Raw genomic sequence first — 20,717 nt, forward strand, 5'->3', positions numbered from 1 at the left:
GGACTTAACCCTGGTTGTTCCCCCCCCGTTTGGTTCGTGTCTTGCCTTTTTTTGGCCGAGAGCGGTCCGCAGCGCAGAAGACCCCAGCACTCAGCGAGGCGGGCGGGGGTCAGGTTGTGGGGCGGCGGCGGGCCCAGCTGCCCGTGATGTGGTCGTGCATCGCCGACGACGCCGCGTCCGCGTCGCCCGCCAGCAGCGCGTCCAGGATGTGGGTGTGCTGGTCGTGCGTCAGCTCGATGTCCTCGCGCGTCGGGTGCCCGCTGTACTGGGGGGTGTGCAGGGCCTTGCCCTGGATGTTCGACACGATCGCCCGGCCGAACGCGTCCTGCGAGGCGCGGTGGATCAGCTCGTGGAACTCGACGTCGGCCGCGGCGTAGGCGGTCGGGTCGTCCATCAGGCCCGCGAGCTCCTCGGCCTTGGCCGTCAGGGCCGCGCGCTGCGCGGCGTCCAGCCGGCTCGCCGCCCGCGCCGCCATGGCGCACTCGAGGGTGGCGCGCACCTCGACGAGGTTGTCCAGGTAGACCAGCCGGTCGTCGCGCTGGAAGAGCGCGTCCAGGACCATCGGGTCCAGGAGGTTCCACTGCTCCTGGTCGAGCACGACGGTGCCCCAGCCCTGGCGGGTGGCGACGAGGCCCTTCTCGGCCAGGGTGGTGGTCGCCTCGCGGATCACCGTGCGGCTGACCTCGTACTGCTCGCACAGGACGCCGGCCGGCGGCAGTGCCGAGCCGGGCGCGTAGTCACCGATGACGATCGCCGTGACCAGGCTCTTGACGACAGCCGCGGCGAGCGGGGGCCGGTGCCGTTGGGGGCGGGGGACGGCTGCGCCGGCCGCGGGTGTCGAGTTCACCAGAGAGAGCGTAGTCGAGTGTTGTACTATCGTCACTCGTATCATAAGTTATGAATGACATGCTGGCGCAGGGTCGCGAGCGTGCTGTCTCGACGACGATGTGGAGCACGATGCGAATCACCGGGTACCGGAGCCTGACCACGATCCATCGCTGGGGTCGCCCCGTGGGCGACGTCAACGGCGTGGTGGCCAGCGGCGTGACCGAGGTGCCGATCGTGCTGGTCGAGACCGACGGCGGCCTGACCGGCGTCGGCCTCGGCGCGCACGCCGACATCGAGCGGGTGTTCCCCGCCCTGGAGGGGCAGGACCCGCGGGCCGTCACCGCGCTGTACGACCGGATGCTCGCGTTCGTGTTCAAGTCCGGCCACCACGGCGGCACCTTCGGCACCATCGGCGCGCTCGACATGGCCCTGTGGGACCTCAAGGCGAAGATGGCGGGCGAGCCGCTGTGGCAGACGCTCGGCGCGAGCGACCGGTTCGTGCCGGGTTACGCCTCCGGCCTGGAGTACGCGCTCGACGACGACGAGCTGGTCGGCCTCTACGAGCGGTGGGCCGAACGCGGCTACACCGGCGCGAAGGTCAAGGGCGGCCTGGACATCAACCGCGACGTGAAGCGGCTGGCGGCCGTGCGCGACGTGCTGCGCGTCAACAGCGACCAGCCCGCGATCATGTACGACGTGAACGAGTCGTGGGGCCGGCACCAGGCGGTCCGGCTCGCCCGCCGGGTCGAGGAGCAGGTCGACCTCACCTGGATCGAGGAGCCCGTGCGGCGCTGGGACGTCGCCGGGCACCGCGCCGTCGTGTCCGGCGTGCAGGCCGCCGTGGCGACCGGGGAGAACCTCACCGGCCTGGAGCAGTACCGCCAGCTCCTGGACGCCGACGCCGTGGGCGTGGTGCAGGCCGGGAGCGTCTGGGGCATCACCCACTTCCTGCGGGTCTCCGTCCTGGCCCTGGGCCGCGACCTCCCCGTGAGCCCGGTGGCGTACGACGCCAACCCCGTGGCCCACGCGGCGGCGGCCGTGCCCAACCACCTCGTCACCGAGGTGCAGGACCTCGACGCCCCGGTCGGGCTCGCCGTGGACCAGGAGTTCACCGACGGCGGGATACTTCTCGGCAGGTCGCCCGGTCTGGGCATCGAGGTGGACGAGGCGCTCATCGCCGCGCAGCGCGAGTCGGGGGCGTGGTCCGTCCCGGCCGGGCCGCACGTCCGCCCCGCCGACGCCGGCCTGCGGCTCGCCCCGCGCCGGCCGTGACCCACCGGCCCTCACCACCCACCAGCCCAGAGAGATGACCACCATGTCCCAGCGCCCCCGCGCCGTCCTGGCGTTCGGGCCCCCGTCCCTCGTGGGCCAGGTCTTCACGCCCGGCGCCCTCGACCGGATCGCCGCGGTGCTCGACGTCGACGTCGCCCACGTGGTGACCGAGACCGGCACCGACGCGGCCCGCCGGGCGCTCGCCGGCGCCGAGGTGCTGCTCGCGGGCTGGGGCGCACCCCGGATCGGGGTCGACGACGCCCCGCTGCTGCGCGCCGTGCTCTACGCCGGGGGCGTGGCCGCCACCTGCCTCGCCGACCCCGCGGCCCACGCCGCGCGCGGGGTGGTCGCCGCGAACGCGCGGGCGGTCAACGCCCTGCCCGTCGCCGAGTACACGCTCGCCACGATCCTGCTGGCCAACAAGCGCACGCGGGCCGCCGAGCGGGAGTTCCGCGCGGTCCGGCGGCTGCCCGACCGGGAGCACGAGCCCGCGACCCTCGGCAACTACCGCCGGACCGTCGGCATCGTGGGCGCGTCCCAGGTGGGCCGCCGCGTCATCGAGCTGCTGCGCCCGTTCGACCTCGACGTCGTGGTGTACAGCCCCGAGCTGGACGAGAGCAGCGCGGCCGCGCTGGGCGCGCGATTCGGCACCCTGGAGGAGGTCGCGGCGCAGAGCGACGTGCTGTCGCTCCACCAGCCGCTTCTCCCGGAGACGGCCGGCCAGATCGACGCGCGGATCCTGGCGCTGCTGCCCGACGGCGCGACGCTGGTCAACACCGCGCGCGGCGGCGTGGTCGACGAGGCGGCGCTCGTGGCGGAGCTGCGCACCGGCCGCATCGACGCCGTGCTCGACGTCACCGAGCCGGAGCCGCCGGCCCCGGACAGCGAGCTGTGGGACCTCCCGAACGTGGTGCTCACCCCGCACGTCGCCGGGTCGGCGGGCGGCGAGCTGCACCGCATCGGCGACCTGGTCGCGGCCGAGGCCGAGCGGTACGCCGCAGGACTGCCGTTCGCCCACCCCGACGACCTGGGAGCGGACCATGCGTGAGCACACCCTCCGCACCGGCACCCGCCTGACCGAGCTCGGTCTCGGCGCCGCGCAGCTCGGCAACCTCTACCGCGAGACCACCGACCAGGAGGCACGCGACGCCGTCGACGCCGCCTGGGACGCCGGGATCCGGTACTTCGACACGGCGCCGCACTACGGGCTCGGCCTGTCCGAGCGGCGCCTCGGCGCGGCGCTCGCGGGCCGCCCCCGCGACGAGTACGTCGTCTCCACCAAGGTGGGGCGGGCCCTGGTGCCGACGCCGGAGCGCGCGCACCTGACCGACGACGGCGGGTTCGCCGTCCCGGCCGCCCACCGCCGCGAGTGGGACTTCTCGCGCGACGGCGTGCTGCGGTCCCTGGAGGGCAGCCTCGACCGGCTCGGGCTGGACCGGGTCGACGTCGTCTACCTGCACGACCCCGACACGCACTGGGAGCAGGCGTCCACGAGCGGCGTCGGCGCCCTCGTCGAGCTGCGCGACCAGGGCGTCGTCTCCGCGATCGGCGCCGGCATGAACCAGTCGGCGATGCTCACCCGGTTCGTCCGCGAGACCGACGTCGACGTCGTGATGTGCGCCGGGCGGTTCACGCTCGTGGATGCCGCCGCCGTCGCGGACCTGCTGCCCGCCGCCGTCGAGCGCGGGGTCTCCGTGGTCGCGGCCGCCGTCTACAACTCGGGGCTGCTGGCGAACCCGCGCCCGCGGCCCGGCGCGCGGTTCGACTACGCGGAGGCGCCCGGCGACCTGGTCGCCCGGGTGCACCGCATCGCGGACGTCGCGCAGGAGTACGGCGTCACGGTCCCCGGCCTCGCGGCCCGGTTCGCGCTGCGGCATCCCGCCGTGGCGTCCGTCGTCATGGGCATGCGGATCGCCGCGCACGTCACGACGTCGGCCGAGCGGATCGCGCGCGAGGTGCCCGAGGAGCTCTGGGCCGAGCTGGACCACCTCGGCCTGGTACTCGCCGACGGCCTCGCGCCGCACGAACCATCCACAGGACGGAGCACGTCATGACCACCCACCACGCCACCGGGCCCGCGACGTCGCCGAAGGTGACCACGCTCGCCCGCTGGATGCGCACCTGGGTGGGTGCGGAGGGCCAGATCAGGGGCTTCCACAACCACAGCGTGTGGGGCACCAACCCCGCCACGTTCATCGACTTCACCAGCGGGCACCAGGCGTTCTCGGCCCCCGCCACGGCGGCGTTCGCCGAGGCGCTGGCCCGGCACCCCGACGACCGCGGGCTGGACCTGTGGCGCCGGATGATGCTGTTCCAGGCCCGCACCGTCCAGGACGACGGCCAGTTCCAGCACATCGGCTTCCAGGTGGGGGAGTCGGCCACGGCCGGCCTCATCCACAACATGGCGGGCTGCATCGGCCTGCTGGAGGGGCTGCGGCACGCCGGGCACCTGCTCGACCCCGCCGAGGTCGCGGAGGTGTTGGCCGCAGTGCGCGCCAACCTGGAGGCCTGCCGCGTCTACGGCGGCGGCCGCCCGACGCCCGAGGGCACCGTGAACCAGGAGTACGCGCGGGTCTGGGCCAAGCTCCGGTACACGGAGCTGTCCGGCGACGACCGGTACGCGGACGAGCTGGAGGACGGCCTCGACACCCTCGTGCGGCTGAGCACGGCCCCGGGCGTGCCCGACGAGGCGAGCGCCGGGGCCTACCGCCAGCCGACCGAGCGGGCCGGCGGCGGCATCCTGGAGCCGGCCGAGTACTACGGCCTGATGATGGTGCCGCTCGTGCTCGGCGCGCGCCGGTTCGGGCGCCGCGACCTGCTCGACGAGGCGGTCCGCCTGGCCCTGCACGTCGCGCGCTCGGCCTGGGTGGACGAGCGGGGCTGCACCCGCTTCCACCGCTACTGGTACGTGAACGGCGAGACCGTGCTGCGCACCACGTCGCCCATGCTCGTCGCGGGCATGGGGCTCAGCCTCTACGGCATCGACGAGATCCTGGCCGAGGTGAGCCACCCCGAGCTCGGCCGGTTCGTCGACGCGTGCCTCGCCACCTACGCGCGGTACCAGACGCCGGCCGGGTACTTCGCGTCGGCCACGGGCTGGCACAACGAGGCCGACGTCGCCCCGAGCACGGCGTGGCACGCGCACGACCTGATGTTCCTCGTGCGGCACGTGAGCACGCACGACTCGTTCTGGGCCGAGGTGTTCGCGGACCCCGACCGGCAGTCGGTGCTGCTCTCCGACCGCGCCTACTGGGTCGAGGACGGCGTGCACTGGGCCGTCCTGAGTCCCGAGACGGCCGGCGACCTCAGCCTCTACGGCCGCAAGGACCGCGACACCTTCGGGCGCTCGTACTTCGCCTGGACCGACAAGGAGCCGCTGCCGCGGGAGCTGGAGTTCCCCGGGGCGCCGCACTTCTTCGTGGCCGACGACGGCATCTACCGCCTTGACGACTCGGACCGGGAGACCGACGTGTCGGTGCTCGGCGAGCTGCCGTACCGGGGGCACCTGCGCGACGCGTAGCGCACCCTTGCACCGAACTTTGCACATGTAGTATGTATGACAACTAGCCGTAGCCCGCGACCGGGCCCGGCTCGGACCCCCAAGGTAGGGAGACAAAGATGTCAACTACGTTCCAGCGCCGGGCGCGCGGAGCCGTGGTACTCGGCATGGCCCCGGTCCTCGCGCTCGCGGCCTGCGGCTCGGACGGCGGCAGCGGCGGCTCGGCCGACGACGGCTCCGTGCGCATGCTCGTCAACATCACGGACAACCTGACCCAGGCCAAGTGGGAGGAGCTCGTCAAGCCGTTCGAGGACGAGACCGGGATCGACGTCAAGATCGAGGGGCCCAGCGGCCAGTCGGTCGCCGAGTCGTTCCCCGCGCTCCTCGCGGCGGGCACGGCCCCCGACGTCATCGAGTCGATCGTGCCCGGGCCGGACACCGCCCCCGAGGTGCTCGACCTGACGGAGTACGACTGGGCCTCGGGCACCCCGATGGCCGACCTGTACTCGACGGACGGCACGATCAACGTCGTCGGCGTCGGCATGCAGGCGCAGTCGCTGATGTACTACAACGCCGACCTCTTCCAGGAGGCGGGCATCACCGAGCCGCCGACCACCTGGGACGAGCTGGACGACGCGCTGGCCGCCCTCGCCGCGAAGGACGTGGCCACCCCCATCGCCTTCGCCTCGGACTGGGCCACCGGCGTGCAGGTCCAGGAGATCTGGCACCCCCAGCAGAACGTCACCACGCCGGGCTGGCAGCAGAGCGTCGCGGACGGCTCGTCCACGCTCGGCGACCAGTTCCAGCCGGTGTTCGAGCACGTCGCGGACTGGATCGAGGCCGGGTACACGACCGCCGACGACGTGGCGACGGACAGCGGCACGCAGGAGGCCAACTTCATCGCGGGCGACGTGGGCGTCTACCCGATGGGCTCCTGGTTCAGCACCACGCTCGCGGCGTCCCCGCCGGAGTTCGAGGTGGGCGTGTTCGCCCCGCCGGTCGCCGACGCCGCCGACGCCCCCGGACCCATGGGCGCCACCCTGGCCTTCCCGTACATGGTCTGGAAGGGCACGGCGAACCCGGACGGCGCCACGGCGCTGGTCGAGTATCTGACCACCGACGAGGCCGCCATCGCCGCGCAGGCGGACATGGACAGCTTCAGCCGCGAGGGCCTGGAGCCCAGCAGCAACGAGTACGCGGGGATGGTGCAGGAGCTGTCCGACGCCGCGCCGTCGTACGTGGTGCCCGGCAACCAGACCGTCGGCGACTACGCGCTGCCGGTCGCGGGGTTCAACCCGAAGTTCACCGAGCTCGTCCAGGGCCTGTGGCAGGGTCGCTCGCCGGCCGACGTCGCCGGCGACCTGACCGCCTGGTACGAGGCGGAGAAGCTCGGCTGACATGGCGCGCACCACGACCACCCGGCGGGGCGTCCTCTCCGGTCTCGCGAACGGGCTGATGACCCTCCCGGCCGCCGCCGTCTACACCGGGCTGACGGTGGTGCCGGTCGGGTACGCCGTCTACTACTCGTTCACGCAGTACAACGGGATCCCGAGCCAGGCGCCCACGTGGGTGGGCTGGGAGAACTACGCGCGGATCATCGCCGACCCCATCGGCGACCTGCGCCCGGCGGCCTGGGTGACGCTCGTGATCGCCGTGGTCGGCGCCTTCCTCGTGAACGGCGCCGCGCTCGGCCTCGCCCTGCTGCTGCGCCGCACGACGCCGTTCAACACCTTCGCGCGCGCCGTGATGTTCTACCCGCACGTGCTGTCCGCCCTGATCGTCGGGTTCCTGTGGCAGGCGATCCTGGGGCCCCAGGGCGCGGTGAACAACCTGCTGGAGAACGCCGGGCAGTCCACGCTGCCGTTCCTGTCCGACCCGGACTGGGCGCTGGTCACCCTCATCGGGGTGATCGTGTGGGCGCAGTTCGGCGTGCAGCTCGTCCTGTACCTGGCGGGCCTGCAGGCGGTCTCGCCGGAGCTCCAGGAGGCCGCGCGGCTCGACGGCGCCAACGGCCCGCAGGTGTTCCGGCACGTGACCTGGCCGGCGCTCGCGCCGACCGTGACGGTCACGATCGTCACGTCGATCCTGTCGCTGCTCAAGGTCTACGACGTGGTGCTGGGCCTGACCAACGGCGGGCCCGGCGACGCGACGCAGACCTGGGCGTACGAGATCCTCGCGGTCTCCTTCGCCAACAACAAGGTGGGCCTCGCGTGCGCGCAGGCCGTCCTGCTCGTCGTCGTCGCCGGCATCCTGTCGTTCACGATCATCGCGCTCCGCAGGCGCGCCGAAGAAGGAGCGGAGGCCGTCGGATGACGCGCACCAGCCCGATCCGCCGGGCGGTCCAGGTCGCCGTCGTGGCCGTGCTCTCGGCAGCCATGCTCGTGCCGATGTACATCATGGTCGTCAACGCGTTCAAGCCGCAGCAGGAGATCCTGCTGTCGCCGCTCGGGTTCGACCTGGCGACCCTGACCGCCGACCACATCGCGGCCGCGTGGCAGAACACGAGCTTCCCGGTGGTCGAGGGCTACGCCGTCACGCTCTTCCTGGTGGTGGCGTGCAACGTGGTGGCCATCGGGGCGTCCGTCCCGGCCGCGTACACGATCGCCCGCACACCAACGCCGCTGTTCCGGTTCCTGCTGTTCTTCTTCGTCGCGGGCATGTTCGTGCCGGCGCAGATCATCCTGGTCCCGGCGATCTTCGTGCTCAAGGCGCTCGGCCTGATGGGCACGCTGCCGGGCCTGGTGCTGTTCATGTCGTCCACGATGATCCCGTTCACGCTGTTCATCTTCAGCGGGTACATCCGGATGCTGCCGAGGTCGCTGGACGAGGCCGCGGCGATCGACGGCGCGGGCCGCCAGCGCATCCTGTGGACCATCGTGTTCCCGCTCATGCGGCCGATCGTCGCCACCGCGTTCATCCTCAACGCGCTGAGCGCCTGGAACGACTTCGTCAGCCCGCAGCTCATCCTCGGCCCCGGGTCGCAGTTCCGGACGATCACCACCGGCGTGTACGCCGCGGTGTCCACCTACACGACCAACTACGAGATCGTCTTCCCCACCCTGCTGCTCGCCGTGGTGCCGATCCTGCTGATCTTCGTGGTCATGCAGCGGCACATCATGGGCGGCCTCTCGGCGGGGGCCGTCAAGGGCTGAGCCCGCTTCCTTCCGCCGTCGTCGCCCGCCGTCGTCGGCCTGCCTGGCTCCGCCCTGCCCACCCGCAACCCAACCCCTCACCGAGGAGACCCCCGATGACCGTCGACTTCACCGACTCCAAGCAGGTCGCCCAGGCGATCCAGTACACCAACGTCAACCCCGACCTGACCCGGGCGGGCCTCGTCGCGCACGTCGAGACCTGCGTCGAGTACGGGTTCGACGCCGCGATGATCGCGCCCTACTGGGTCTCGCTCGCCAAGGACGTGCTGGCCGGCACGGGCGTGCGCGTCGCCTCCACCCTCAACTTCCCGATGGCCAACGACACCCTGTCGATGCGGCTGGCCGCGCTGCGGGCCCTGGTGGCCGAGGGCGTGGACGAGTTCGACTTCCCGCCGCACCCCGGGCTGCTGCTCGGCGGCGACGAGGACCTGTACGCCCGGGACATCACCGAGATCGTCGCCGTCGCGCACGCCGAGGGCGTCAAGGTGAAGGCGATGCTGGAGTTCGGGTTCCTGGAGACGGACGAGCTCAAGGTGAAGGCCACCCGGATCGCCTACGAGGCCGGCGTCGACTGGGTCAAGCAGTCCTCGGGCTGGGGCAAGGGCGGCCTGGCGGCCACGGAGCACGACGTGCGCCTGCTCGTCGCGAACATCGAGGCGCCGTGCCGGGTCAAGGTGTCCGGCAAGGTCAACTCGCTGGAGAAGATGCGGTCACTGTTCGACGCCGGCGCCGAGCTGGTCGGCACGAGCTCGGGCCCGGCGATCGTCGACGGGCTCGTGGGGGACCCCGATGCCTACTGAGGCTTCGATCGCGGTGATCGGCAGCTACGCCAAGGCCCTGGTCATGACGGCGGACCGGATCCCGGCCCCCGGCGAGACGCTGATCGGCCGGGACTTCCGCGGGACGTTCGGGGGCAAGGGCTCCGACATGGCGGTCCAGGCGGCCCGGCTCGGCGCCGGGGTGTCGTACCTCGGCGTGGTCGGCGACGACGTCTACGGCGCGGAGTTCCGCGCCCTCCTGGAGCAGGAGGGCGTGGACCCGGTCGGGCTGCGAGTAGCGGCCGGAGAGTCGACGGGCGTCGGGTTCATCGTCAAGGACACGGCGGGCGCCAACGTCATCGTCGTCGACCCCGGGGCGAACAACAGCTTCTCGCCGGACGACGTCGACGCGGCGGCCGGGGCCCTCACCGCAGCCGACGTCGCGCTCGCCCAGCTCGAGATCCCGCTGGCCACCGCGCTGCACGCGCTCACCGTGGCGCGGGCGTCCGGGGTCACGACCATCCTCAACCCCGCGCCCGCCGTCGACCTGCGCGGGACCGACCTGACCTGCGTGGACGTGCTCACGCCGAACGAGCACGAGGCGAAGGCGGCGCTCGGCCTCGGGCCCGACGACGCGACGCCGCCCGCCGAACTTGGCGCCCGTCTGCTGGCCCTCGGCCCGCGCGCCGTGGTGATCACGCTCGGCGAGGCCGGCGCCCTGGTCGTCACCGCCGACGGGGCGGCCGAGGTGCCGCCGGTGCGCGTCGCCGTCGTCGACTCGAACGGCGCGGGCGACAGCTTCAACGCGGCCCTCGCCGTGGCCCTCGGGGAGGGCCGCGACCTGCCCGCCGCGGCGCGGTTCGCCGGGACGGTCGCGGCGCTGTGCTGCGAGCACTGGGAGACGGTGCCGTCCTACCAGGACCGGGCCACGGTCGAGGCGTTCCTCGCCCGTGCCGAAACGGCCGCCACGACAACCACGGAGGCATCACGATGAGAGCCGGACGGATCCTGCACCCCGAGCTGGCCCGGAGCCTGGCCACGCTGGGGCACACCGACGTGGTGCTGGTCACCGACGCGGGCTTTCCCATTCCTGAGGGCGCGAACCGGGTGGACCTCGCGCTGACCCGCGGGCAGCTCGACGTGCAGTCGGTGCTGCGCGCGCTCCTGGACTCGACGTTCTTCGAGGAGGCGCACTTCGCCACCGAGCTGAAGACCCACCACCCGCGCCTGTACGGCGAGGTGCAGGACATCTTCACCGGCTCCGGGGCGACGTTCCACGGGACCACGCACGAGGCGCTCATCGCGGAGTGGGCGCCGCGCGCCAAGGTCGTGGTGCGATCCGGCTCGTTCGAGCCGTGGGCCAACTTCGCCCTGGTGGCCTCGACGGCGCCGTTCGAGTGGTTCGACGACGACGAGGTGACGATCCTGCCCGCGTACACCGAGCGGCGCCGGCTGATCAGCGAGTCCGTGCGCCCGGACCTCGCCTGAGGGCTGGGCCAGGACCGATCAGGCCAGGAAGGATGACGCCATGACGCACAAGGCCGTGCCCGAGAAGATCGACGCCCACCACCACCTCTGGGTCCGCTCGCGGACGCCGCAGCCCTGGATCGACCCCGGCACGATGGGCGCCATCGACGCCGACTTCACGCCGGACGACCTGGACCGGGCACTCGCGGACCAGGGCGTGACGGGGACCGTCGTGGTGCAGTCCGTCCAGGTCGAGGCCGAGACGACGGACCTCCTGGACCTCGCGGCGCGCACCCCGGTGGTCCGGGGCGTCGTCGGCTGGGTGGACCTCGCCGACCCCGGCGTCGCGGACGCCGTCGCGCGGCTGCGGGCGGGCTCCGGGGGAGCGCACCTGGTCGGCGTCCGGTCGATGGTCCAGGCGGAGCACGACCCCGCCTACCTCGATGGCGCCGACCTGCGGCGGGGCCTGCGGGCGGTCGCGGACGCCGGGCTCGTGGTCGACCTGGTCACCCGGCACGACCAGCTCCCCGCCGTCGCCCGCCTGGTGCGCGAGGTGCCCGAGGTGCCGTTCGTGCTGGACCACCTGGGCAAGCCCCCGCTCGCCGGCGACGACCCCAGCACCACGGGCGACCTCGCGGACTGGGCGGCGGCGATCGACGCCATCGCGGCCGCGCCGAACGTGACGGCCAAGCTGTCCGGCCTGGTCACCGAGGCGTCGTGGTCGCACTGGTCGGCGGAGGGCCTGCGGCCCGCCGTCGAGCACGCGGTCGCCGCCTTCGGGCCGGAGCGCCTCATGTTCGGCTCCGACTGGCCGGTCAGCCTCCTGGCCGCCCGCTACGACCAGTGGGTCGACACCCTGACGGACCTCCTGGCCGGGCTCTCGCCCGCCGAGCAGGACGCCGTCTGGCACGGCACGGCGCGGCGCGCGTACGGCCTGCCCGCCTCCGCCACAGCAGAACCCAAGGAAGAAGAGGAGCAAGGATGAAGCTCGCCCGGATCGGAACCCCCGGCCAGGAGCGCCCCGTCGTGCACGACGGCGAGGTCTGGCGCGACCTGAGCCCGCTCACCGCCGACATCGACGGGGCGTTCCTCGCGGCCGACGGCGTCGCGCGCACCCGCGCGGCGCTCGCGGCGGGGACGCTGGAGCCGGTGGACGTCGAGGGCGTGCGGTTCGGCGCCCCGGTGGCCCGGCCGTCCGCCGTCGTCTGCGTGGGCATGAACTACGCGGCGCACGCCGCGGAGTCGGGTTCCGCCCCGCCGGAGCGGCCGGTGATCTTCCTCAAGACGCCGAACACCGTGGCCGGGCCGGACGACACGGTCACGATCCCCCGGGGCAGCCGGAAGACGGACTGGGAGGTGGAGCTCGCGGTCGTGATCGGCCGCCGCGCCAGCTACCTCGACTCGCCCGAGGAGGCCCGCGACGTGATCGCCGGCTACACCGTGGCCAACGACCTGTCCGAGCGGGCGTGGCAGATCGAGGAGTCAGGCGGCCAGTGGTCCAAGGGCAAGAACGCCCCGGGCTTCACGCCGCTGGGCCCGTGGCTGGTCACGCCCGACGAGGCCGACGCGACGGACGGCGCGGCCGGCGCCTTCGGGGCCGGGCTGCGCCTGCGGTCCTGGGTCAACGGCGAGCCGCGCCAGGACTCGACCACGTCGGACCTGATCTTCGGCGTGGACGTGCTGGTGCACACCCTGAGCCAGTACCTCGCGCTCGAACCCGGCGACGTGCTGCTGACGGGCACGCCCGAGGGCGTCGCACTGTCGGGCCGGTTCCCGTACCTGGTCCCGGGCGACGTCGTGGAGGTCGAGATCGACGGGCTGGGCCGCCAGCGCCAGGAGTACGTGGCGTGGGCTCGTTCCACGGGGAACGCCGGTGCTGCGCAGAGCACGGAGGTGCGCGCATGACCGCCTTCGACGGCCTCGTCGCCGTCGTCACGGGCGGCTCCTCCGGGATCGGCGCCGCGATCGTGCGCCGCCTGCGCGCGGGTGGCGCCCGGGTTGCGGTCTTCGACGTGGACCCCGACGCCGCCGACGCCGACGTCGCGCTGCCGGTCGACGTGACCGACGCGGCCTCGGTGGACGCCGCCGTCGCGGCCGTCGAGCAGGAGTTCGGGCGGCTCGACGTGCTGGTGAACAACGCGGGCATCGGCGCGCAGGGCACCGTGGCCGACAACCCGGACGAGGAGTGGCTGCGGGTGCTGGACCTGAACGTCGTCGGCATCGCGCGCACCACCCGGGCCGCGCTGCCGCTGCTGCGGCGTTCGCCCGCCGCCGCGATCGTCAACACCTGTTCGATCGCCGCGACCGCGGGCCTGCCCCAGCGTGCCCTGTACAGCGCCAGCAAGGGCGCCGTGCTGGCGCTGACGCAGGCCATGGCCGCGGACCACGTGCGCGAGGGCATCCGGGTCAACGCCGTCAACCCCGGCACGGTCGACACCCCCTGGGTGGGGCGCCTCCTGGCGAGCGCGGCCGACCCGGCGGGCGAGCGCGCCGCCCTGGAGGCCCGGCAGCCGCACGGCCGGCTGGTCTCCGCGGACGAGGTGGCCGAGGCGGTCGCCTACCTGGCGAGCCCGCAGGCGGCGTCGACCACGGGCACGACGATCGCGGTGGACGGGGGCATGCACTCGCTCCGGGTGCGTCCGGCGTGAAGGAGGCTGCCTGTGGACGGCCCGGCCGCCGTGTCGGTGGGCCGGGTTAGCGTGGGCGCGTGAACACCATTACCTCGGACGTCGTCGTGGTCGGGCTGGGCGGGTTCGGCAGTGCCGCGCTGTGGCGCCTCGCGGAGCGCGGCGTCTCCGTCGCGGGCATCGACCGCTTCGACGTCGGACACAACCTGGGCTCCTCCCACGGCGTGACCCGGCTGTTCCGGGTCGCCTGCATGGAGCACCCCGGGCTCGCCGCGGTGGCGCGTCGGTCGCTGGACCTGTGGACCGAGCTGGGGGAGCGGTACGGCGAGTCGTACGTGGAGCAGACCGGCTGCCTCAACGTGGGCGCCCCGGGCTCGCGCGTCATCCAGGGCACGACGGCGGCGGCCGCGGCGGCCGGCGTCGAGCTGGACCGCCTGTCGCACGACGAGCTGGTCCGCCGGTTCCCGCAGTACGCCGCGTACGACGACGAGACCGTCGCCGTGTTCGACCCCGAGGGCGGCCTGTGCTTCCCCGAGCGCAACGTCCGGGCGCAGGTCCGCGCCGCCGTCGAGGCCGGCGCCCAGGTGTACCCGGGCACGCGCGTGACGGCGGTCGAGCTCGTGGACGGCGGCGTGCGCGTGACCACGCCGACGGCCGTGTTCGAGGCCGGTCAGGCCATCGTGGCCGCCGGGGCCTGGAACGCGAAGCTCCTGCCCGGGCTGCCCCTGCGGCCGCGGCGCACGCCACTGTTCTGGTTCGCGCCGAGGGCGGGCGCCGACCAGGAGTTCGACCTGTCGGCCTTCCCGTCGTTCATCTACGAGCTCGCCGACGGCCGCGGGCTGTGGGGCCACGGCAGCGGCGACGGCTTCCACATCAAGATCGGGCTGAGCGACCACGGCCACGACGACACCGACCCTGACGAGCTGGACCGGTACATCCACCCGCGCACGGACGTCGACCGCCTGGCCGAGACCGTAGCGGCGGCGTTCCCGCAGGTGGACCCCGTCCCGGTCAAGGCGATCCCGTGCATGATCACCAACTCGCCGGACGAGCAGTTCCTCGTGGGCCGGCCGGGCGGCGACCCGCGCCTGGTCATGGCGGGCGGCGACAGCGGCCACGGGTTCAAGCACGTCGCGGGCGTGGGCGAGCTGCTGGCGCAGATCGCCGTCGGCGAGCAGACCTACGGCGACGTGGGCTTCATGAACCCGGACCGGTTCGCGTGACCTCCCGCGTGAAGAATGGCACCGAGCACCCCCTGACATGCGGAAAGATGCGCGCATGAGGTTCGAGTATTTTGCAGCCCCGGACGACGAGACGGCTGCCCTGACGATCGAAGGCGGCGAGATCGACGGAGCCGTGGCATCCCACGTCGTCGATCCCGCTTCCGTGCTTGGCCAGCTCGAGCGGCTGCTCGGCGGCCCCACCGGTGACGACGGCCTGCGCAGCGCCCAGCTCGTCGCCGAGAGCCCCGACGGCGCCCGGCTGCTGATCCGGCTGTCCAACCACCTGGTCACGTTGTTCGGCATGGTGCGACCCACCACCCTGGACGACGTCGTCAAGCACTGGTCGCTCTCCCGGCGGTTCCGCCGCGCGGAGCCCGAGGACCTGCACGCCTTCGCCGCCGGCCTGCACGAGCTGTGCGAGGGCAACGGCAAGCGGGTCTACTGCCGCGCGACGGCCGACGAGAGCGAGCTGGCCGCCGCCCTGGCCCCGGCCGCGGCGGTCCCGGCGGGCGTCGAGGGCACGGACCCGGCCGAGCCCAAGCCCCTGCCCCGGCGGCGCTGATACGGGGTTTTACCTACTGACAGGTTAGTAAGTGGGTCGGTAGGGTGAGGGGCCGCCGCGACGATGCGGCGCCCTACCCTGCCGGAGGCTGCCATGTCACGTGTTCGGAAGGTGGTCGGCGCACTGAGCGCCGTCCTGCTCGCCGGCCTGCTGGGGGTGGTCGCGTCCCCCGGGGCGGTCGCCGCCTCCACGGGCACGATCGTCAGTTCGGCCAGCGCCCGGTGCCTCGACGTGACCGACGGGTCCACGGCGAACGGCAACCGGCCCCAGATCTGGGACTGCACGGCGAACAACACCAACCAGACCTGGACCTTCGCCGACGACGGCTCCGTGCGCGGGCGCGGCAAGTGCCTCGACGTCGCGGACGGCTCGACGGCGAACGGCGCCGTCGTCCACCTCTGGGACTGCTACTCCTCGCTCGCGAGCCAGCGGTGGACCCTGACCGCGGCGGGCGACCTGGTCAACCAGGCCGCGAACAAGTGCCTGGACGTCACGGGCGGCGCGACGGCGAACGGGACCAAGGTGCAGCTCTGGACCTGCACGGGCGCCGCCAACCAGAAGTGGACGCACAACGGGAGCTCGGTGCCGCAGCCCAACCCCGACCCGGTCCTGCCGGACCCGGCCAACCCGGACCTCGGCCCGAACGTGGCCGTCTTCGACACGTCCATGTCCGACTCCGCGGTCCAGGCCAAGCTGAACAGCGTCTTCGACGCGCAGGAGACCAACCAGTTCGGCACCCAGCGCCAGGCGCTCCTGTTCTACCCGGGCTCCTACGACGTCGACGCCAACGTCGGCTTCTTCACGCAGGTCGCGGGCCTCGGCCTGGTGCCCGACGACGTGAACATCAACGGCCACGTGCACGTCGAGGCCGACTGGTGGCCGGACGGCTCGCAGAACGCCACGCAGAACTTCTGGCGCTCCGCCGAGGGCCTGTCCGTGACGCCCGCCGACGGCAACGACCGCTGGTCCGTGTCCCAGGCGGCGCCCTACCGGCGCATGCACCTGCGCGGCGGCCTCGCCCTGTCCGACGGCGGCTGGTCGTCCGGCGGTTTCATCGCCGACTCGAAGATCGACGGCCAGATCAACTCCGGCACCCAGCAGCAGTTCCTCACGCGGAACTCCGCCATGGGGAGCTGGACCGGGTCCAACTGGAACCAGGTGTTCGTGGGCAGCACCGGGACGCCGTCGAACAGCTTCCCCAACCCGCCCTACACGACCATCGCCACCACCCCGAAGGTCGCGGAGAAGCCGTACCTCTACGTCGACGACAACGGCTCCTACCGGGTCTTCGTCCCGGCCGTCCGGTCGGGCTCCACCGGGACGACGTGGGGAGGCGGGAACCCGGCCGGGCGCTCGCTGCCGATCAGCGACTTCCACGTGGTGCGGCCCGGCGACTCCGCCGCCAGCATGAACACGGCGCTCGCCGCCGGCAAGCACCTGCTGGTCACGCCTGGCACCTACCAGATCAACCAGACGCTCCAGGTCAACCGCGCGGACACGGTGGTGCTCGGGCTGGGCCTCGCCACGTTCGTGCCGCAGGGCGGCATCGACGCCATGCGCGTGGCCGACGTCGACGGCGTACGCCTGGCCGGGATCATGTTCGACGCCGGGACGGGCGGATCGAACGTGTTGCTGCAGGTGGGCCCGGCCGGCTCGTCCGCGGACCACGCGGCCAACCCGACGGTGCTGTCCGACGTGTTCATCCGGGTGGGCGGGTCGGTCGCCGGCAAGTCCGTGGTGAGCATGGAGGTCAACAGCGACGACGTGATCGGCGACCACGCCTGGATCTGGCGGGCCGACCACGGCAACAACGGCACGGTGGGCTGGAACATCAACACCGGCCGCAACGGCCTGATCGTCAACGGCGACGACGTCACGATGTACGGCCTGTTCGTCGAGCACTACCAGCAGTACCAGACCATCTGGAACGGCGAGCGCGGGCGCACGTACTTCTACCAGAACGAGATGCCGTACGACCCGCCGAACCAGGCCGCGTACATGAACGGCTCCACGGAGGGCTGGGCGGCGTACAAGGTGGGCGACGCCGTGACCGACCACCAGGCCTGGGGGCTCGGCAGCTACGCGTTCTTCAACGTCAACCCGGCGGTCGCGAACGCGCGGGCCTTCGAGGTGCCGGTGCGGTCGGGGGTGCGGTTCCACAACATGGTCACCGTGTCGCTGGGCGGGGTGGGCACGATCCGGCGGGTCATCAACAACACGGGGGAGACGGTGAACTCGGGGCGGCAGGTGACGTACCTGACAACGGGTCCGTGACGTCCGCGGGCTGACCCTGATCCCCTTTGAGGCCCGGGTTTCTTCTCTTTGGGCCCGGCTCCAACGAAAAAAACCCGGGCCCCAAAAAGTCCAGGGGAGCGGCAAAAAACCGGCTTGTTGGTCCCACTTCTGGGGTTCACAGTGGACCGCACAGTCCAACTGAGGAGAGAAGCCCCCATGTCCAGCAGCACCAGCACCAGCACCACCGGGCGCGAGGCGCGCAACGACGCCCTCGTGCGCGAGTTCGTCGACGCCTTCGAGCAGAAGGACGCCGCCCTGCTCGGCTCCTTCCTCGCCGACGACGTCGTCTTCGAGAACTACGGCGACCCCGAGGTCCACGGCCGCGCCGACCTCGTCGCGATGTGGGCGGGCGTGTTCCGCACCTTCGCCGGCGTCCGGTTCGAGACCCTCCACCAGGCCGTCGACGGCGACGTGGTGATCGCCGAGCAGGTGCACGGCCTCGGCCTCGCCGGCAAGCCGCTGGCCCCGATCAAGAACCTCGCGGTCTACGAGATCCGCGACGGGAAGATCGCCGCCTGGCGCGACTACACCAACCCGCTGGAGGCCAAGCGCCTCCTGGGCCTCTGACCGGCGCGGAAGGGAACAGCCATGAGAGACCTGGAGACCCTGAACGCGATCGAGGACATCCGCCGCCTCGAGGCGCGGTACGCCCGCTACGCCGACGAGAAGCGCTGGCAGGACCTGGCCGGCCTGTTCGCCGAGGACGGCTGGTTCCGCTCCCTCGACGTCGACGGCAACGAGATCGTCAGCATGTCCGGGCCCGCCGACATCGCCGGGCAGCTCGGCGCCCGCAACTCGGGCGACGTGCAGCCGCTGCACCAGCTGCTCACCCACGAGATCGACGTCGAGACGCCGGACACCGCCGCGGCGGTCTGGGCGATGGCCGACCTCATCTTCCGGGGCGAGAGCGCGATCCCCGAACCCGCGCCCGGGGACACCCTGCCGCCGTTCCGCACCATGCGCGGCTGGGGCCACTACCACGTCACCTACCGCAGGGTCGACGGCGCGTGGCGCATCGCCACCCGCACCCAGACCCGCACCCGGCTGGAGTTCGCATGACGAGCTCGCCGGTACCCGACCCCCGAAGGAGCACCACCATGGCCCACACCGAGAGCACCGACCTGGAGCGCCACCGGTTCAGCGTCGCGATCCCGCAGGAGACGATCGACGACCTCAAGGACCGCCTGCGCAACACGCGCTGGCCCGCCGACATCGACGAGTCCGACGGCTACTACGGCACCAGCCAGGCCTACATGAAGGAGCTCGTGGCCTACTGGCTCGACGAGTTCGACTGGCGGGCGGCCGAGCGCGCGCTGAACGAGGCGAACCAGTACCGGGTCACGGTCGACGGCACGCCGATCCACTTCGTCAAGGAGGCGGGCAAGGGGCCGGCCCCGATCCCGCTGATCATGAGCCACGGCTGGCCGTGGAGCTACCGCGAGTGGTCCAAGGTGATCGGGCCGCTGACCGACCCCGCCGCGCACGGCGGCGACCCGGCCGACGCGTTCGACGTTATCGTGCCGTCGCTGGCGGGCTTCGGCTTCTCGACGCCGACCGGCCGCCCGGACATGAACTTCTGGAAGATGGCCGAGCTGTGGCACACGCTCATGACCGACCATCTCGGCTACGAGCGGTACGGCGCCGCCGGCGCGGACTACGGCGCCCTGGTCACCAGCCAGCTCGGCCACAAGTACGCGAAGGACCTGTACGGCATCTGGCTCGGCCACGCGATCCACCTGGACCTCTTCCAGGGCGAGCGGCCGTGGGACCTGACCGGCGGCGCGACGGTGCCGGCCGGCGCGTCCGACGAGGTGCGGGACGGCATCCTGACGTTCCAGGACCGCTACGCGTCGCACGTCGCCGTCCACATCCTCGACAACCAGAACCTCGCCTACGGGCTCGCCGACTCACCGGTCGGCATGCTCTCGTGGATCCTGCGCCGGTGGACCAAGTGGAGCGAGTCGAACGGCGACGTCGAGAGCGTGTTCCCCCGGGAGCACCTCATCACCAACGCCACGATCTGGTGGGTCACCCGCTCCATCACCAGCTCGATCCGCTCGTACGTCAACGCGAACCGCTACCCGTGGACGCCGTCGCACGACCGCACGCCGATCATCGAGGCGCCCACCGGGCTGACGTTCCTCGGCAACGAGAACCCGCCCGGGGTGAGCACGGAGCAGCGGGTCCAGTTCTTCCTCGACGACCCGGCCGAGAAGCCCTGGTACAACCCGACCTACCTCAAGGCGCACGAGCACGGCGGGCACTTCACGCCGTGGGAGAACCCCGAGGCGGTCGTCGAGGACATCCGTGCGACCTTCCGGCCGCTCCGCTGAGCACTGGACCGTGGCATCCAGTTCCGGCGCCGTCACCACTAGCCTGAGGAGATGAGCATGCGGATGACGGCCCGGGGTGCCGCGACCAGGCTGCGGCTGGTGTCGGGCGCCGCGCTGCTGATGCGCGACCAGGGCGCGGCGGAGACCAACCTGGACCAGGTGCTGCAGGCGACCTCCACGAGCAAGAGCCAGCTCTTCCACTACTTCCCGGACGGGCGGGCGGGCCTGCTGGTGGCGGTGACGGTCTACGAGGCGGAGCAGGTCATGGGGGCGCAGCGCCCGCACGTCGACGACCTGTCGACGCCGGAGAGCTGGCGGGCCTGGCGCGAGGCGGTGCTGCGGCACTACGCCGAGCTCGGCGGGCGGTGTCCCCTCGGGGCACTCACCTCCGAGCTCGGCAGCGCGTCGCCCGAGGCGGGCGCCGTCGTCAGCGACCTCTACGACCGCTGGGAGGGCGCGCTGATCGCCGGCGTCCAGGCCCTGATCGTGCACGGGTCGGCCCGGTCCGACCTGCCCGTGCGCGACACGGCCCGCAGCATCCTCACCGCCGTCCAGGGCGGTGTGGTGATGCTGCGGGCGACGGGGCGGCTGTCCTACCTGGAGACCACGCTCGACACGACGCTGGAGCCCCTGCTCGGGACCCGGTAACTGCCGCTCTCGATCCCCTTTGAGGCCCGGGTTTCTTCGCTTTGAGCCAGCTC

General features: G+C 72.4%; 21 protein-coding genes. 20 read left to right on the top strand and 1 reads right to left on the bottom strand.

The window, feature by feature from the left end; all coding sequences use genetic code 11:
* Nucleotides 1-109: 109 nt before the first annotated feature.
* Entirely contained in the window at nt 110-847 is a 738-nt protein-coding gene (locus ACFV9Q_RS18695) for a FadR/GntR family transcriptional regulator (protein WP_377235613.1), read from the bottom strand.
* Between the two features lie 50 nt (nt 848-897).
* Here ACFV9Q_RS18695 and ACFV9Q_RS18700 point away from each other — a divergent pair, with 50 nt between their 5' ends.
* From ACFV9Q_RS18700 to ACFV9Q_RS18795, 20 genes are all read left to right on the top strand, one after another.
* On the top strand, nt 898-2,100 hold the full coding sequence (locus tag ACFV9Q_RS18700; protein WP_377235614.1) for a mandelate racemase/muconate lactonizing enzyme family protein: 1,203 nt from the start codon (nt 898-900) through the stop codon (nt 2,098-2,100).
* Between the two features lie 43 nt (nt 2,101-2,143).
* Nucleotides 2,144-3,148, top strand: coding sequence for a hydroxyacid dehydrogenase (locus ACFV9Q_RS18705; RefSeq protein WP_377235615.1), 1,005 nt, complete (start codon nt 2,144-2,146; stop codon nt 3,146-3,148).
* Nucleotides 3,141-4,154 carry an aldo/keto reductase gene (locus tag ACFV9Q_RS18710; RefSeq protein ID WP_377235616.1) on the top strand — a complete coding sequence of 338 codons (1,014 nt, stop codon included), beginning with the start codon at nt 3,141-3,143 and terminating at the stop codon, nt 4,152-4,154. Before ACFV9Q_RS18705 ends, ACFV9Q_RS18710 begins: the two co-directional genes overlap by 8 nt.
* The gene (locus tag ACFV9Q_RS18715) at nt 4,151-5,620 is read left to right on the top strand and encodes a hypothetical protein (protein ID WP_377235617.1); all 1,470 of its coding nucleotides are present in this window, start codon (nt 4,151-4,153) and stop codon (nt 5,618-5,620) included. Before ACFV9Q_RS18710 ends, ACFV9Q_RS18715 begins: the two co-directional genes overlap by 4 nt.
* 98 nt (nt 5,621-5,718) lie before the next feature.
* Nucleotides 5,719-6,996, top strand: a complete 1,278-nt coding sequence (locus ACFV9Q_RS18720) for an ABC transporter substrate-binding protein (protein WP_377235618.1) — start codon at nt 5,719-5,721, stop codon at nt 6,994-6,996.
* A gap of 1 nt (nt 6,997) precedes the next feature.
* Nucleotides 6,998-7,912, top strand: a complete 915-nt coding sequence (locus ACFV9Q_RS18725) for a carbohydrate ABC transporter permease (protein ID WP_377235619.1) — start codon at nt 6,998-7,000, stop codon at nt 7,910-7,912.
* The gene (locus ACFV9Q_RS18730) at nt 7,909-8,751 is read left to right on the top strand and encodes a carbohydrate ABC transporter permease (RefSeq protein ID WP_377235620.1); all 843 of its coding nucleotides are present in this window, start codon (nt 7,909-7,911) and stop codon (nt 8,749-8,751) included. Before ACFV9Q_RS18725 ends, ACFV9Q_RS18730 begins: the two co-directional genes overlap by 4 nt.
* A 95-nt stretch (nt 8,752-8,846) precedes the next feature.
* Nucleotides 8,847-9,551: a deoxyribose-phosphate aldolase gene (deoC, locus tag ACFV9Q_RS18735; RefSeq protein ID WP_377235621.1), complete on the top strand. Its 705-nt coding sequence runs from the start codon at nt 8,847-8,849 to the stop codon at nt 9,549-9,551.
* Nucleotides 9,541-10,503: a ribokinase gene (locus tag ACFV9Q_RS18740; RefSeq protein WP_377235622.1), complete on the top strand. Its 963-nt coding sequence runs from the start codon at nt 9,541-9,543 to the stop codon at nt 10,501-10,503. Before deoC ends, ACFV9Q_RS18740 begins: the two co-directional genes overlap by 11 nt.
* The gene (locus tag ACFV9Q_RS18745) at nt 10,500-10,997 is read left to right on the top strand and encodes an RbsD/FucU domain-containing protein (RefSeq protein ID WP_377235623.1); all 498 of its coding nucleotides are present in this window, start codon (nt 10,500-10,502) and stop codon (nt 10,995-10,997) included. Before ACFV9Q_RS18740 ends, ACFV9Q_RS18745 begins: the two co-directional genes overlap by 4 nt.
* Nucleotides 10,998-11,037: 40 nt before the next feature.
* Nucleotides 11,038-11,961, top strand: coding sequence for an amidohydrolase family protein (locus ACFV9Q_RS18750; RefSeq protein WP_377235624.1), 924 nt, complete (start codon nt 11,038-11,040; stop codon nt 11,959-11,961).
* Complete coding sequence (locus ACFV9Q_RS18755; RefSeq protein WP_377235625.1) at nt 11,958-12,881, top strand: fumarylacetoacetate hydrolase family protein; 924 nt, start codon at nt 11,958-11,960, stop codon at nt 12,879-12,881. Before ACFV9Q_RS18750 ends, ACFV9Q_RS18755 begins: the two co-directional genes overlap by 4 nt.
* On the top strand, nt 12,878-13,624 hold the full coding sequence (locus ACFV9Q_RS18760) for an SDR family NAD(P)-dependent oxidoreductase (protein ID WP_377235626.1): 747 nt from the start codon (nt 12,878-12,880) through the stop codon (nt 13,622-13,624). The genes ACFV9Q_RS18755 and ACFV9Q_RS18760 overlap by 4 nt, the downstream gene beginning before the upstream one ends.
* A gap of 59 nt (nt 13,625-13,683) precedes the next feature.
* Nucleotides 13,684-14,826 (top strand): N-methyl-L-tryptophan oxidase, encoded by a 1,143-nt coding sequence (solA, locus tag ACFV9Q_RS18765; RefSeq protein WP_377235627.1) that lies wholly within the window; start codon nt 13,684-13,686, stop codon nt 14,824-14,826.
* 55 nt (nt 14,827-14,881) lie between these two features.
* Complete coding sequence (locus ACFV9Q_RS18770; RefSeq protein WP_377235628.1) at nt 14,882-15,388, top strand: hypothetical protein; 507 nt, start codon at nt 14,882-14,884, stop codon at nt 15,386-15,388.
* A 93-nt stretch (nt 15,389-15,481) separates the two neighbouring features.
* Entirely contained in the window at nt 15,482-17,662 is a 2,181-nt protein-coding gene (locus ACFV9Q_RS18775) for an RICIN domain-containing protein (RefSeq protein WP_377235629.1), read from the top strand.
* Between the two features lie 177 nt (nt 17,663-17,839).
* Entirely contained in the window at nt 17,840-18,250 is a 411-nt protein-coding gene (locus ACFV9Q_RS18780; RefSeq protein ID WP_377235630.1) for a nuclear transport factor 2 family protein, read from the top strand.
* Between the two features lie 21 nt (nt 18,251-18,271).
* Complete coding sequence (locus ACFV9Q_RS18785; RefSeq protein ID WP_377235631.1) at nt 18,272-18,742, top strand: nuclear transport factor 2 family protein; 471 nt, start codon at nt 18,272-18,274, stop codon at nt 18,740-18,742.
* A 38-nt stretch (nt 18,743-18,780) separates the two neighbouring features.
* Nucleotides 18,781-20,016, top strand: a complete 1,236-nt coding sequence (locus ACFV9Q_RS18790; RefSeq protein WP_377235632.1) for an epoxide hydrolase family protein — start codon at nt 18,781-18,783, stop codon at nt 20,014-20,016.
* Between the two features lie 51 nt (nt 20,017-20,067).
* Nucleotides 20,068-20,664, top strand: a complete 597-nt coding sequence (locus ACFV9Q_RS18795) for a TetR/AcrR family transcriptional regulator (protein ID WP_377235633.1) — start codon at nt 20,068-20,070, stop codon at nt 20,662-20,664.
* Nucleotides 20,665-20,717: the final 53 nt, after the last annotated feature.

It is taken from the genome of Promicromonospora sp. NPDC059942 (assembly GCF_042731755.1).
In the GTDB taxonomy this organism is placed as follows: domain Bacteria; phylum Actinomycetota; class Actinomycetes; order Actinomycetales; family Cellulomonadaceae; genus Promicromonospora.